The following is a 13,875-nucleotide window of genomic DNA, read 5'->3' on the forward strand; positions in this document are numbered from 1 at the left end:
CGGACGTCGCGTTCGCGCGCCCGGTCCGCCGCCGGGGGCCGCCCGAGGGGTATCCCTAGGGAAGTCCCAGGTCGTCGCGGGAGCCCGGACCGCCGTGGAAAGATGGCGCAACCCACCCATAACGAGGAGATGACCGCGTGCCTGGCACAAACCTGACCCGCGAAGAGGCGCAGCAGCGGGCGCAGCTGCTCGCCGTCGAGTCGTACGAGATCGAGCTCGATCTCTCCGGCGCGCAGGAGGGCGGCACCTACCGGTCCGTGACCACGGTGCGCTTCGACGTGAGCGCCGAGAACGGCGCCGAGTCGTTCATCGACCTGGTGGCGCCCGCCGTGCACGAGGTGACCCTGAACGGCGACTCCCTCGACCCGGCCGAGGTCTTCGCGGACTCCCGGATCGCGCTGCCCGGGCTGCTGCACGGGCGCAACATCCTGCGCGTCGTCGCCGACTGCGCCTACACCAACACCGGTGAGGGCCTGCACCGCTTCGTCGACCCGGTCGACGACCAGGCCTACCTCTACACCCAGTTCGAGGTGCCGGACGCCCGCCGGGTGTTCGCGAGCTTCGAGCAGCCGGACCTGAAGGCGACGTTCCAGTTCACCGTGAAGGCCCCCGAGGGCTGGACCGTCGTCTCCAACTCGCCGACGCCCGAGCCGCAGGACAACGTCTGGGTCTTCGAGCCGACGCCGCGCATCTCGACGTACGTCACGGCGCTGATCGCCGGCCCGTACCACTCGGTGCACAGCGTGTACGAGAAGGACGGCCAGTCCGTCCCGCTCGGCATCTACTGCCGTCCCTCGCTCGCCGAGTACCTCGACTCGGACGCCCTCTTCGAGGTGACCCGGCAGGGCTTCGAGTGGTTCCAGGAGAAGTTCGACTACGCGTACCCGTTCGAGAAGTACGACCAGCTGTTCGTGCCGGAGTTCAACGCGGGCGCGATGGAGAACGCGGGCGCGGTGACGATCCGCGACCAGTACGTGTTCCGCTCGAAGGTGACGGACGCGGCGTACGAGACGCGCGCGGAGACCATCCTGCACGAGCTGGCCCACATGTGGTTCGGCGACCTCGTGACCATGGAGTGGTGGAACGACCTGTGGCTGAACGAGTCGTTCGCCACCTACACCTCCATCGCCTGCCAGGCCGCCGCGCCCGGCTCGCGCTGGCCGCACTCGTGGACGACGTTCGCGAACTCCATGAAGACCTGGGCGTACCGGCAGGACCAGCTGCCCTCCACGCACCCGATCATGGCGGACATCCGCGACCTGGACGACGTGCTCGTCAACTTCGACGGCATCACGTACGCCAAGGGCGCCTCCGTGCTGAAGCAGCTCGTGGCCTACGTGGGCGAGGACGAGTTCTTCCGGGGCGTGCAGGCCTACTTCAAGGCCCACGCCTTCGGCAACACGCGCCTGTCGGACCTGCTGGGGGCGCTGGAGGAGACCTCCGGCCGCGACCTGAAGACCTGGTCGAAGAAGTGGCTGGAGACGGCCGGCATCAACGTCCTGCGCCCGGAGATCGAGACGGACGCCGACGGTGTGATCACCTCGTTCGCCGTCCGCCAGGAGGCCCCGGCCCTGCCGGCCGGCGCCAAGGGCGAGCCGACGCTGCGCCCGCACCGCATCGCCGTGGGCCTGTACGAGCTGGACGACGACAGCGGCAAGCTGGTCCGCGACGAGCGCATCGAGCTGGACGTCGACGGTGAACTGACCGCCGTGCCGCAGCTGGTCGGCCGTCGCCGCCCGGCCGTGGTCCTGCTCAACGACGACGACCTGTCGTACGCGAAGGTCCGTCTGGACGAGCGGTCCCTGGCCGTGGTCACCGAGCACCTGGGCGACTTCGAGTCCTCGCTGCCGCGCGCCCTGTGCTGGGCGTCGGCCTGGGACATGACCCGCGACGCCCAGCTCGCGGCCCGCGACTACCTGTCCCTGGTGCTGTCCGGCATCGGCAAGGAGTCCGACATCGGTGTCGTGCAGTCGCTCCAGCGGCAGGTGAAGCTGGCGATCGACCTGTACGCCGACCCGGCCGCCCGCGAGACGCTGCTGGCCCGCTGGACCGACGCGGCGCTGGCCCACCTCCGCTCGGCGGCGCCCGGCAGCGACCACCAGCTGGCGTGGGCGCGCGCCTTCGCCGCGACGGCCCGCACCCCGGAGCAGCTGGACCTGCTGGAGGCACTGCTGGACGGCTCGCAGACCGTGGAGGGCCTGGTCGTCGACACGGAGCTGCGCTGGGCGTTCGTGCAGCGGCTGGCGGCGGTCGGCCGCTTCGACGAGGCGGAGATCGCGGCCGAGTACGAGCGCGACCGCACCGCCGCCGGTGAGCGGCACGCCGCCACGGCCCGGGCGGCCCGTCCGACCGCGGAGGCCAAGGCGGAGGCGTGGGCGTCGGTCGTCGACTCCGACAAGCTGCCCAACGCGGTGCAGGAGGCGGTCATCGGCGGCTTCGTCCAGACCGACCAGCGCGAGCTGCTCGCCCCGTACGCGGAGCGGTACTTCGAGGCGGTCAAGGACATCTGGGCGACCCGCTCCCACGAGATGGCCCAGCAGATCGCGGTCGGCCTCTACCCGGCGGTGCAGGTCTCGCAGGAGACCCTGGACCGGACGGACGCCTGGCTGTCCTCCGCCGAGCCCAACGCGGCGCTGCGCCGTCTGGTCTCGGAGTCCCGCGCGGGCGTCGAGCGTGCCCTGCGCGCCCAGCGGGCGGACGCGGCGGCGGCCGGGCGGTAACCGGCGGCTCCACAGAGCAGGGAGGGGCGCCCGGCCTGTGCCGGGCGCCCCTCTCCGTCCCCTCGCGACGCCCCACGCCACCAGAGCCGACCGCGCCGACCGCGTCGGCCCCCGCAGGCCCGTTCCGTCGGACCTCCGCTCCGGCAGGACGACCGCCGCACCACACACCACCCCTCCGGTGGCGTCCGCCACCGCGGATCCGGCCCACCGTCGCGAGACCGTCGGGATCATGTCCGCCGCTCCGGCCGGCCCGCCCTCGCCGCACCGCTGCGGTCATCTCCGCCGCTCCGGCCGGCCCACCGTCGCCGCACCGCTCCGCTCACCTCCGCCGCGTCCTGCCCGGCGTTGCCCGCCCGGCGCCGGGAGGCCGCGCGGAGCGGCCCGCGCGGGACGAACTGGCCCGCCACCGTCGCCCCGAGCGCCAGCACCATGCCCACCAGCTGCACCGGCGTCAGCGCCTGCCCGAGCGCCGCCCAGCCGGTGACGGCCGCGGTCAGCGGGGACAGCGGCCCGAGGAAGGTGACCTGGGTGGCGCTGAGCCGGCCGATGCCCCGGAACCACAGCCAGTACGCGATGGCCGTGTTGGCCAGGGCGAGGTAGAGGTAGCCGCCGACGGCCCGGCCGTCCAGCGCCGGCGGCGCCCCCTCGGCGAGGAAGGCCAGCGGCGCGATGAGCAGCCCGCCCGCGGTGAGCTGCCAGGCGGTGAGGGCGAGGGGGCCGACGCCGTCGGGGCGCCCCCAGCGCTGGGTGAGCACCACGCCCGCCGACATCGACGCGGTGCCCCCGAGGGCCGCCAGCAGCCCGAGCGCGTCCAGCGCCCCCGCGGCCCGCAGCACCACCAGGCTCACCCCGAACGCCGCCGCGACCCCGGTCAGCAGGGTGCGCGCCGACGGCCGCTGCCCGAGCAGCAGCACCGACAGCCCGGCCACGAACAGCGGTCCGGCCGACCCGACGACCGCCGCGAGGCCGCCGGGCAGCCGGTAGGCCGACAGGAACAGCAACGGGAAGAAGGCGCCGATGTTCAGCGCGCCGAGCACCGCCGCCTTCCCCCACCAGGCGCCGCGCGGCAGTACCCAGGCGAGGGCGAGCAGCAGCAGTCCGGCGGGCAGGGCCCGCACGAGGGCGGTGAACAGGGGCCGGTCGGCCGGGAGGAACTCGGTGGTGACCGCGTAGGTCGTGCCCCAGGAGACGGGGGCCAGTGCGGTGAGGGCGATGAGCGCCGGACGGGACAGGGCCATGGAGGCACCCCCAGAAGTAGGTCAGTGAAAAGTAGCTTAGCGCTAAGCTACTTTCCGTCAAGCCACTATCTTGCGGGTGACCGGAGGGGTCTCGATACTCGTGCCATGAGCGAACACCCCGAGCAGCCCAAGGACCCCGTCGACGCGATCGTCGACCAGTGGGCGAAGGTGCGGCCCGACCTGGAAACCGCCGCCATGGAGGTCTTCGGCCGGATCAACCGGATCTCGGCGGCGATGGCCGACCGGGTGGCGAAGGCGTACGCGCCCTTCGGGATCTCGCGCGGGGAGTTCGACGTCCTGGCGACCCTGCGCCGCTCCGGGGAGCCCTACACCCTCTCGCCCCGGCAGCTCTCCGCGACGCTGATGCTCACCACCGGCGGGATGACGGGACGACTGGACAAGCTGGAGCGGGCGGGGCTGCTGCGCCGCTCACCGGACCCGAACGACCGGCGCGGACTGCACGTGACCCTCACCGGCAAGGGCCTGGACCTGGTCGACGAGGCGGTCGGCGCGGGACTGGCCGTGCAGACCGAGGCCCTGTCCGCCCTCGACGCCGAGCGCGCCGCCCTCCTGGCCGGGCTGCTGCGCGAGCTGCTGGCGGGGGCGGAGCGGCCCTGAACACGCCGAGGACGCCGCCGCGGTGCATCGCGACGGCGCCCTCGGTGAAGCGGAAGCCGGTCAGGCCTTGACGTCGCTGCCCGCCTCGGCCTTGGTGGTGATGTTGGAGCTGGTCGGGTCCTTCTTCTTGTGCGTCTTGTCGCCGACCATCACCAGACCGGCGATGACCAGGTAGAGCACGATCGGGGCCACGACGAAGAGACCCAGCGTCTCGATGACGCTCAGGCCCGTGCCGGGGTCGTCACCGTCGTCGCGGGTGAGCGCGCTCGCGGGGGACGACATGAGCAGCATCATCAGCGTCGTACCGGCTGCCAGGGCGCCGGCGCGCAGGGCGTTCTTCTTGTCCACGGTGTCAAAGTATCCAACGCCGGCCGGGCACGCGCGCCCGGGGTGCCGTAAGAGACCCCGGCCTCATGACCCGGGCTCCCTGAGGACGTCCATCAGCGCGCGCAGCCGCGGGGAGGCCGCAAGGTCCTCCAGCGTGACCGGGCGACCCTCGGCGTCCGCGACGGGCAGCCGCCAGTTCGGGTACTGGTCCCAGGTCCCCGGGAGGTTCTGCGGGCGGCGGTCGCCCACGCCGTCCGGGAGCCAGACGCCGATCATGCGGGCGGGCGTGCGCAGCAGGAAGCGGTGCACGGCCTGGATCTGGGCCTCCTCCGACGCGGTGTCGCCGCCGCCTCCCGTGCCGTGCAGCAGGCCCAGGCGGGACAGCTCCGACAGCCACTCCCCGGTGTCGCGGGCGGCCTCCTCGCGCTCCTGCGCCAGCGGGCGGGTCAGCAGGCCGAGGCTGTCGCGCAGCTCCACGTGCTCTCCGGTGAGCCGGGCGGCGGTGGACGGCAGGTCGTGCGTGGTGGCGGTGGCCAGGCAGTCGGCGCGCCAGCTCTCGGGGGGCAGGGGGCGGCCGTCGCCCTCCCAGTCCCGCTCGAACCACAGCACGGACGTGCCGAGCACCCCGCGCTCGCGCAGCGCCTCGCGCACGCCGGGCTCGACGGTGCCGAGGTCCTCGCCGATGACCGGGGCGCCGGCCCGGGAGGCCTCCAGGACGAGGACGGCGAGCATGGCCTCGGCGTCGTAGCGCACGTAGGTGCCCTCGGTGGGCGGGTGACCCTGGGGGACCCACCACAGGCGGAACAGGCCCATGACGTGGTCGATGCGCAGGGCGCCGGCATAGCGGAACAGCGCCCGCAGCAGGTCCCGGAAGGGTGCGTAGCCGGACTCGGCCAGGCGGTCGGGCCGCCACGGGGGCAGGCCCCAGTCCTGGCCACGGGCGTTGAAGGCGTCCGGCGGGGCGCCCACGGACATGCCGGCGGCGAAGTGCTCCTGCTGGGCCCAGGCGTCCGCGCCGCCGGGGTGCACTCCGACCGCGAGGTCGTGCACGACACCCACCGGCATCCCGGCCTCACGCCCGGCGCGCTGAGCGGCCCTGAGCTGCTCGTCGGTCAGCCAGGCCAGCCGGGACCAGAACTCGACCCGGTCCAGCAGGCCGTTGCGGGCCCGCTCGGTCTCGGCCGACCGCGGATCGCGCAGCCCGGTCGGCCAGCGGTGCCAGTCGGACCCGTGCACCTCCGCCAGGGCGCACCAGGTGGCGTGGTCCTCCAGCGCCTCGCCCTGCTCCGCGAGGAAGTCGCTGTAGGCGGCGCGCCTGCCCGGGCCGAGCGGCACCTCGGCCAGCAGCCCCAGCGCCTCGCGCTTCAGCTCCCACACGGCGTCCCGGTCGATCAGCTCGCCCTTCTCCAGCACCGCCGCGCGCAACCGCCCGGCCTGCTCCAGCAGCGTGCGCAGGCGTTCCCGGTCCTCGACGTACGCGGCCTCGGGGATGTCCTCGACGCGCAGGTGCACCGGGTCGGGGAAACGGCGGGAGGAGGGACGGTACGGGGAGGGGTCGGTGGGTGCCCCGGGCACGGCCGCGTGCAGCGGGTTGACCTGGATGAAGCCGGCGCCGAGCGACCGGCCGGCCCAGTCGGCCAGCTCACGCAGGTCGCCGAGGTCGCCCATGCCCCAGGAGCGGCGGGACAGCAGGGAGTACAGCTGGACGAGGAGGCCGTGGGTGCGCCCGGCGGGGGCGGGCAGGCGGGGCGGGGCGACGATCAGGTGGGCCTCGGCCGTGCGGCCGTCCGGGGCGGTGGCGGTCAGCCGGTGCACCCCGGGCGGCAGGCCGTCGGCCGAGGTGCGGGTGCCGCCGTCCTCGGTGTCGATGCGCAGGCGGGTGCCCACGGGCAACCCGGCGATGGCGGCCGGGGCGCTGCCGGTCCAGCCGACCACGGTCGGCGGCAGGAGCCGCTCGGCCTGTTCGCGCTCCCGGGCGGCGAGCGCGGCGCGTACGGCGCCGGGCGTGCTCGCGTCCACGCCGAGTGCGGTCAGGACGGAGGTGACCGCGGTGGCCGAGGCGGCCACGGTGCGGTCCGGGGAGGGACTGTAGGAGGTGGCGACGCCGTACAGGGCGGCCAGTCGCGTCAGGTCCTCGGAGGGCGGGTCGGCCGGCTCGGGTGCGGTCATCTATGGCCTCGGCTGGTCCGGGACGAAGGCCGGCGGCTCGCTGGTGAGGGGGGTGGCCTCGGCGAGCGGCGGCTCACTGGTGAGGGGCTCGGCGTCGGGGAGCGGGGGCTCGCTGGTCAGCGGCGGTTCCGTGCGGGTGCTCTCGGAGCTGAAGACGCAGTACACGGGGTCGGCGCCGTGACGGTCGTCGGGGTCGGCGGACGGATCCGCCACGGGTTTGGACGGGGCCGGGAGCGGGAGGAACGTCATCGCAGCCACGGGGGCCTCCTTGCCGGGTACGGGTTCGGCGGGTCGTTGCAGCCCTACCCAGTCGTCGGGAAGGCAGACGCCCGCGGCCGAACATCGTGCTTCTGCTCACATGTCGCTCCACACCCTGTTCCCGGATTCCGGCAAACCACGGCACACCGGCCACTGCCGTTGACACCTTCACCAGGCGGGTGGTGGGCTCGTCCCGCCGGTCGGACACATCGGGAGGCTGCCTGTGGGACTACGGCACGGGAAGCGGGCGGCGGCCCTCGCGATCGCCGTCGCCGCATCGGGCCTGGGCCTGCCGCCCACGGCGGTGGCCGTCCCGCCCGCTCCGCCCGTCCCGGGCGTGACCGCGCGACCGGTCCCCGGCTCCCTCGCACCGGGCCCCTCCGTGTGGCCGCGCCCGCAGTCGCTGCGCCCCGGTGGCGCCCCGGTGGCGGTGCCGCACGAGGTCGCGCTGATCGCCGGCCCGGGCGCCGACCCGCACGCCCTCGACGCGCTGCGCGCGCTGCTGCGCCGGGCCGGTGCCCACCGCATCACGGACGCGCCGGGACCGGGCGCCCTGGTCGTGCGCGCCCGGACGCAGCCGGCCCGCCCGGGCGACCGGCACGCCCTGCCCGCCGGGGGCTACGGGCTGTCCGTCGGCCGCGGCGGCGTCCTGCTCACCGGCACCGGCGGGGACGGCCTGTTCCACGCGGTGCAGACCCTGCGGCAACTGCTGCGTCCCGACCACGCCTTCACCGCGGCCGTCGTGCGCGACTGGCCCGCGACCGCCGTACGCGGCGTCACCGAGGGGTTCTACGGCACCCCGTGGACGCACCGGCAGCGGCTGGCGCAGCTGGACTTCATGGGGCGCACCAAGCAGAACCGCTACCTGTACGCCCCCGGCGACGACCTGTACCGGCAGGCGCGCTGGCGCGAACCGTACCCGGAGCGGCGGCGGGAGGAGTTCCGCGAACTGGCCGCGCGGGCGGGGCGCAACCACGTCACGCTCGCCTGGGCGGTGGCCCCGGGCCAGGCGATGTGCTTCTCCTCGGACGCCGACGTGCGGGCGCTGACGCGCAAGCTGGACGCGATGTGGGCGCTGGGTTTCCGGGCGTTCCAGTTGCAGTTCCAGGACGTCAGCTACAGCGAGTGGCACTGCGGCGCGGACGCCGGGCGGTTCGGCTCCGGGCCCGCGGCGGCCGCCCGGGCGCAGGCGCGGGTGGCCGGCGCGGTCGCCCGGCACCTGGAGCGGCGGCACCCCGGCGCCGCCGCCCTGTCCCTGATGCCCACCGAGTACTACGAGGACGGCGCGACCGATTACCGGCGGGCCCTGGCGCAGGCGCTGGCCGAGGGCGTCGAGGTGGCCTGGACGGGCGTCGGGGTGGTGCCCCGCACCATCACGGGCCGCGAACTGGCCGAGGCGCGGCGGGCGTTCGGGCACGCGCTGGTCACGATGGACAACTACCCGGTCAACGACTACGCCCCCGGCCGCCTCTTCCTCGGCCCTTACCAGGGCCGGGAGCCGGCCGTCGCGACCGGTTCGGCCGGACTGCTGGCCAACGCCATGCAGCAGCCGGAGGCCTCCCGCATCCCCCTGTTCACTGCGGCCGATTTCGCCTGGAACCCGCGCGCCTACCGGCCCGACCGGTCCTGGCGCGCGGCGATCACCGACCTGGCGGGAGGGGACCGGCGCCGGGAGCAGGCCCTGACCGCGCTCGCCGGGAACGACGCCTCGTCGGTGCTGGACGCCGAGGAGTCGGCGTACCTGCGGCCGCTGACAGAGGCGTACTGGGCGTCCCGGACGGCCGCCGGAACGCGGCGGGACGACGCGCCGGCGGACCGGCTGCGCGCGGCCTTCACCGTGCTGCGCGAGCTGCCGCGCCGTCTGGCGGGCACCGGCCTCGCCGCCGAGGTGGCCCCCTGGTCGGGGCAGCTCGCCCGCTACGGGGAGGCGGGCACGACCGCTCTGGACATGCTCGACGCGCAGCGCGCGGGCGACGCCGCGGCGGCCTGGGGGGCGTACCGCAGGATCGGGGAGCTGAGGTCGGCGCTGGGCGGTGCGCAAGCCAGGGTCGGCACGGTCGTCCTCGACCCCTTCCTGCGGCGGGCGCAGAAGTCCTACACGGCCTGGTCGGGCATCGACCACGAGCCGCCCCGCGCCCCCGGCGACGGACGCACCCTGCGCTTCCCGCGCCCCCGGACGCTGACGGCCGTGACGGTACTGACCGACCCGGGCACCTCCGGCACCGTGGAGGCACACGTGCCGGGGCGGGGCTGGCAGGAGGTGGGCCGCCTGGACGCTTCGGGCGCGACCGAGGTACGCCTGGCGGGCCGGGAGGACGGGCAGGACCGGGAGAACCCGGAGAGCAAGGAAGACCGGGAGGGCCGGGAGGGCCGGGAGGCCGGGCGAGTGGACGCCGTACGGGTCGCCGGGGCCGGGCCGTCCCGCGTGCGGCACCTCGTGCCCTGGTTCGGCGACTCCCCCGCCGTCTTTCTGGGCCTGGCCCGCGACCACGTGGACGTGGAGACCGGCCGCACGCAGGAGCTGACGGTGCGGCTCGGCTCCCTGCGCCCCGCCGCCACCCGCGGCCGGCTCACGGTCGAGGCGCCCGAGGGCGTACGGGTCCGGGCGCCGCGCGGCGAGCTGACGGTCCCGCGCGGCCCGGCGGCGGAGGTCCCCGTCGAGGTCACGGTCGAGCGCGGCACGCCGGTGCGGTCGTACCAGGTCCGGCTGGGCTTCGCGGGCGCGTCCCGCACGCTCACCGTCCGGGCCGTCCCCCCCACCGGCGGCCCCGATCTCGCCCGCCCGGGCACGGCCCGTTCCTCCGGCGACGAGACGCCCGACTTCCCCGCGTCCGCGGCGAACGACGGCGATCCGGCGACCCGCTGGTCGTCACCGGTGGACGACGCAGCCTGGTGGCAGGTCGAACTGACCCGTCCGGAACGGCTCGGGCACGTCGTCCTGCACTGGCAGGACGCCCACCCGTCGGCGTACCGCGTCCAGGTCTCGCCGGACGGCCGCCGCTGGCGGACGGCGGCCGCGGTGCGGGACGGCCGGGGCGGCGTCGAGAGCGTCCGCATGGACGAACGGGACGTGCGCTTCGTCCGCGTCCAGGGCGAGAAGCGGGCCACGCCGTACGGGTACTCGCTGTGGTCGGCGGAGGTGTACGCGGTCACGGGGTGGGCTCCGCCCTGAAGCCTGAGAAAGCATCACCGGACATCAAGGTCAATACTGACCACGCCGACATATTCCCTCGGCGAAGAAAGGACCCAAACAGGGCACCGGGTGACGGAAATGCAACCACGCGGCAAATATAAAGTTGACGCTCCGTGAACTGCGTCAGTAGAGTTCACCGCAGGTCATGCCCCTTGGCCTGCACGGGGGGAAGGGGACGTGGGGGGATATGATGTTCTCGCAAACACCTGTCCCGTGCTCTATACACGAAGGGACGGGGAAATACGAAGCGCAGCGCGCGTTTTTCCATGGTGATCGGTACGGCAGCGGCGGCGACTCTCGCACTGGCGCCGATAGCCGAGGCCAACTGAAGCAGCTCCATCAGTGGCGCCAGCGCAGGCTTCGATTCTCGGCGCTGGTCGGACGAGCTGTACTCACAGGTGCTTTTCACCGGCTGCACCACTGACGGCTCGAAGAGCACCGACGTTCAGAGGTGGAACGACATCTCGTTCCAGCCGGACGAGGCCTACGACAATAAGACGTTCACGGCCTGCTTCAGCGGCGGCACAAGCAACGGCGAGTGGACCGACCTTCCGTCGGGTATGCGCGACTACTACTTCAAGATTGCGAAGATCGGTGGTTCGACCTTCGGCCCGCAGCTGAGCGTGAGCTCGGTCTCGGTCGACATGACCAAGGCCGACTGACAATCCAGCATTCAGGGGTGCCCCGCCGGGGCACCCCTTTTCGGCCGAATAAGCGGTTCGGTGAGAATCTCATGAAATTCAGCACCGCCCTGCGCAGCGGTAGCGTACGGTGGGCTGCTCCCATCGTTCTCCTGTTGACTGCTCTTTACTATCTCTCAGGAGAAAAGGCCCCTCTATCAAGCTACTACCATTATGCGCCGACCATTGTCGCAGAGCCTCTGATGACTCTTTATGCACTGGCTTACGCGACGGCCGCCGCACTGGCCTGCTGGGAGAGCGGGCGTCTCAAGAACGCACGAATTTGGGCACTGGCACCCGCCCGCACACGCTACCGGATCGCGGCCAATGTCCTGACCCCGGTGGTCGCGCTTTCGTGGTCGGTGCTGCTTATTCCTCCGGCCGTATCGCTGGCCAGGTCGGCAACCATGCCCAGTCTCGACAGTCTGCGTCTGCCCCTCGCCGCTATGACGGTGTCCGTCGCGCACGCCGTCCTCGGATTCGCCGTCGGCTGCTGGGTTCCCCGCATCATCGCCACACCGATCCTCGCGGTGGCCGACTGGGTCGTCGTCGCCTTCACCAGGGCGGTACTGCCTTACTGGCCTCGCCATGTTTCCGGCCAGTTCGGCAGCATCGGTTTCGGTGAGGTTCCCGAACTCGTCACCGTAGTGGTACCCGTACTGCTGGCTGGCGGCATAGCAGTGGGATTGATGATCCTTTGGTTGCCCCGCGGATGGCGGGTGCTGCGGGTTGCGGTCGCGGTCGCCGTGGCGGCGAGTGGTGCTCTCGGCGCCTACCGCACGGCCGCTGACTGGCCAGCCGCTCCACCGCTGACCACGGGGAACGTGGTGATGGAGTGCGCCGGCAGTTCGCCGCGCATGTGTGTACCGGAGTTCAACGCGCGGCATCTACCACAGGTCCAGCGCGACACCGCTGAGGCCCTGCGGGTGCTCCGCGCCGCAGGGGCAACATCGGCGAAGCCCCGCCTCATCACCGACGGCTACGTCAACGGCCGTCACCAGAAGCCCTCCACGGATACGGTGTGGCGCATGATGCTGACCCGCCCGGTTCCGAGGGGCGACGCCGTGTACCAGGTCGTGGTGCGCGCCTTGCGCTTCCACTGCAAGGAAGTCGACGTCCGCACCGCCCACTCCGTGTGGCTGTGGGCGGCGATGAAGACCGGTCAGGAGAAGGCCTACCAGATGCGCCGGGAGCAAGAAGGTCTGAATCCCGCGGGCCGACAGGTCGAAAAGCAGGTCCGGGCCGATGTCGCCCGGGTGCTGGCCACGCCGCAGACCGAGCAGAGCAAGTGGATCAAGCGGACTCTCGCCACCTGCAAGGCCAACACGTCGTGAGCTGGTGGTTCAAAGCGCGCAAGGGCCACATCCTGCTGCCACTCGCTTTGGTCGTCTTCGCCGCCGCATTGTTCGCCGTCCAGGACACCACGGTGCTGCTGCCCTCGATCACCGGCAGCCCTCGGGTCGCGCTCTCCTTGTTCGTGCCCGTGCCGGTGCTCGCCCTCCTGATGGCGATGCTGGAGTCACGGCTCCCCGCGGCGGAGGTCTCCGGAACACGGCCCGTGACACGGATGGACAATGCCCTCGTCATCGCGGTCATGGGCGCGGCAGTGCTGTGCAGTGCCGTCATCGCCGCTGTGCAGAGCACAGCAGCAGCCACCACCGGGGGACGTAACGCCGTCTTCCTGACCGGCTTGATGCTGCTCGGACGGGCGTGGGCGGGCTCAGCGGCCGTCATGTTCCCCGTGGGATGGCTGGTCACCGTAGCGGTCGTCGGATTCCGCGGGAACATCCCGCGCCCTTGGACCGTCGTCGCACTGCCTGCGGACAGCACGTTCGCGGTAGCCGCCTCCCTGGCAGCGTTCGCCATCGGCCTCGCCGCCCAGATCCGCTCGTCGAGGAAAACAGCGTGACACTGGAACTCAGCAACTGTACGTACAGTTATCGGCGCTGGAAGCAGCCGGTCCTACGGGATTTCTCGTACGTCCTGCCTGACGGCCTGACGGTCCTGCTCGGACCCAACGGCGCCGGAAAGTCGACCTTGCTCAAGCTCGCTGCGTCGGCGACCAAGCCACAAAGGGGGCACATCGCCCTGTCCGGTGCTCCTGCGGGGACCTCGGCGTACCGGCGGGCAGTGGCCTGGATGCCGCAGGACATCGTGCCCATGCCGACGCTCACGGCGCGCGAGTACGTCGCTTACATCGGCTGGCTCAAGGGCATGAACCGCACCGACGCCTGGAAGCAAGCCCGCAGAGCCTTGGCACGGGTGCAACTGACCGACAAGACCGACGCCCGTACAAGCCAGCTCTCCGGCGGCCAGCTGCGGCGCGTCGGCGTCGCCGGAGCTCTCGTGCACGGGGCTCGGTTCCTGTTGCTGGATGAGCCGACCGCGGGTATGGACCCCTACCAGCGCCGCGTGTTCCGCGACATTCTGCGCGGTCTGACCGACGACGTGCGGGTTCTGCTGTCCACCCATGACGTCGCCGACCTGGCGGAAGAAGCGGACAATGTCACGGTCATGCATGGCGGGACGATCCTCCATCATGGGAACACGCGCACGTTTCTGACCCACACGCCGCCCGGGACCGTCGAGGGACGCGCCGCCGAGGCGGCCTACACCGCCCTGCTGAGAAGCCGGGGCGTCGCCGCCTGAGCCCGCGGCTCCCCGTCGGGAGC

Annotated in this window: 11 protein-coding genes; 7 read left to right on the forward strand and 4 right to left on the reverse strand. The window is 72.7% G+C overall.

Annotated features, from left to right (window positions below; genetic code table 11):
* Positions 1-137: 137 nt before the first annotated feature.
* A complete protein-coding gene (pepN, locus tag Q5694_RS14600) occupies positions 138-2,720 on the forward strand; it encodes an aminopeptidase N (protein ID WP_333933341.1) in 2,583 nt (860 codons plus the stop codon).
* A 227-nt stretch (positions 2,721-2,947) separates the two neighbouring features.
* Here pepN and Q5694_RS14605 read toward each other — a convergent pair whose 3' ends face one another.
* Positions 2,948-3,958, reverse strand: a complete 1,011-nt coding sequence (locus Q5694_RS14605; RefSeq protein WP_333933342.1) for an EamA family transporter — start codon at positions 3,956-3,958, stop codon at positions 2,948-2,950.
* Between the two features lie 105 nt (positions 3,959-4,063).
* On the opposite strand from Q5694_RS14605, the gene Q5694_RS14610 reads away from it, so the two are divergent.
* Positions 4,064-4,576, forward strand: coding sequence for a MarR family winged helix-turn-helix transcriptional regulator (locus Q5694_RS14610; protein WP_333933343.1), 513 nt, complete (start codon positions 4,064-4,066; stop codon positions 4,574-4,576).
* A gap of 60 nt (positions 4,577-4,636) precedes the next feature.
* On the opposite strand, the gene Q5694_RS14615 is transcribed toward Q5694_RS14610, so the two are convergent.
* The 3 genes from Q5694_RS14615 to Q5694_RS14625 form a co-directional block, all read right to left on the reverse strand.
* Positions 4,637-4,924, reverse strand: coding sequence for a hypothetical protein (locus tag Q5694_RS14615; RefSeq protein ID WP_333933344.1), 288 nt, complete (start codon positions 4,922-4,924; stop codon positions 4,637-4,639).
* A gap of 63 nt (positions 4,925-4,987) precedes the next feature.
* Positions 4,988-7,072, reverse strand: coding sequence for a 4-alpha-glucanotransferase (gene malQ / locus Q5694_RS14620; protein ID WP_333933345.1), 2,085 nt, complete (start codon positions 7,070-7,072; stop codon positions 4,988-4,990).
* Positions 7,073-7,330, reverse strand: a complete 258-nt coding sequence (locus tag Q5694_RS14625; protein WP_333933346.1) for a hypothetical protein — start codon at positions 7,328-7,330, stop codon at positions 7,073-7,075.
* A 223-nt stretch (positions 7,331-7,553) separates the two neighbouring features.
* Between Q5694_RS14625 and Q5694_RS14630 the strand changes: the two genes are divergently transcribed.
* The 5 genes from Q5694_RS14630 (at position 7,554) to Q5694_RS14650 (ending at position 13,852) form a co-directional block, all read left to right on the forward strand.
* A complete protein-coding gene (locus tag Q5694_RS14630) occupies positions 7,554-10,502 on the forward strand; it encodes a beta-N-acetylglucosaminidase domain-containing protein (RefSeq protein ID WP_333933347.1) in 2,949 nt (982 codons plus the stop codon).
* Between the two features lie 419 nt (positions 10,503-10,921).
* The gene (locus tag Q5694_RS14635; RefSeq protein WP_333933348.1) at positions 10,922-11,185 is read left to right on the forward strand and encodes a hypothetical protein; all 264 of its coding nucleotides are present in this window, start codon (positions 10,922-10,924) and stop codon (positions 11,183-11,185) included.
* Between the two features lie 221 nt (positions 11,186-11,406).
* Complete coding sequence (locus Q5694_RS14640; protein ID WP_333933349.1) at positions 11,407-12,537, forward strand: hypothetical protein; 1,131 nt, start codon at positions 11,407-11,409, stop codon at positions 12,535-12,537.
* Positions 12,492-13,112, forward strand: a complete 621-nt coding sequence (locus Q5694_RS14645) for a hypothetical protein (protein WP_333933350.1) — start codon at positions 12,492-12,494, stop codon at positions 13,110-13,112. The genes Q5694_RS14640 and Q5694_RS14645 overlap by 46 nt, the downstream gene beginning before the upstream one ends.
* Positions 13,109-13,852, forward strand: a complete 744-nt coding sequence (locus Q5694_RS14650) for an ATP-binding cassette domain-containing protein (protein WP_333933351.1) — start codon at positions 13,109-13,111, stop codon at positions 13,850-13,852. Before Q5694_RS14645 ends, Q5694_RS14650 begins: the two co-directional genes overlap by 4 nt.
* The last annotated feature ends 23 nt before the right edge of the window (positions 13,853-13,875 follow it).

Source organism: Streptomyces sp. AHA2, assembly GCF_036857595.1.
Classification (GTDB): Bacteria; Actinomycetota; Actinomycetes; order Streptomycetales; family Streptomycetaceae; genus Streptomyces.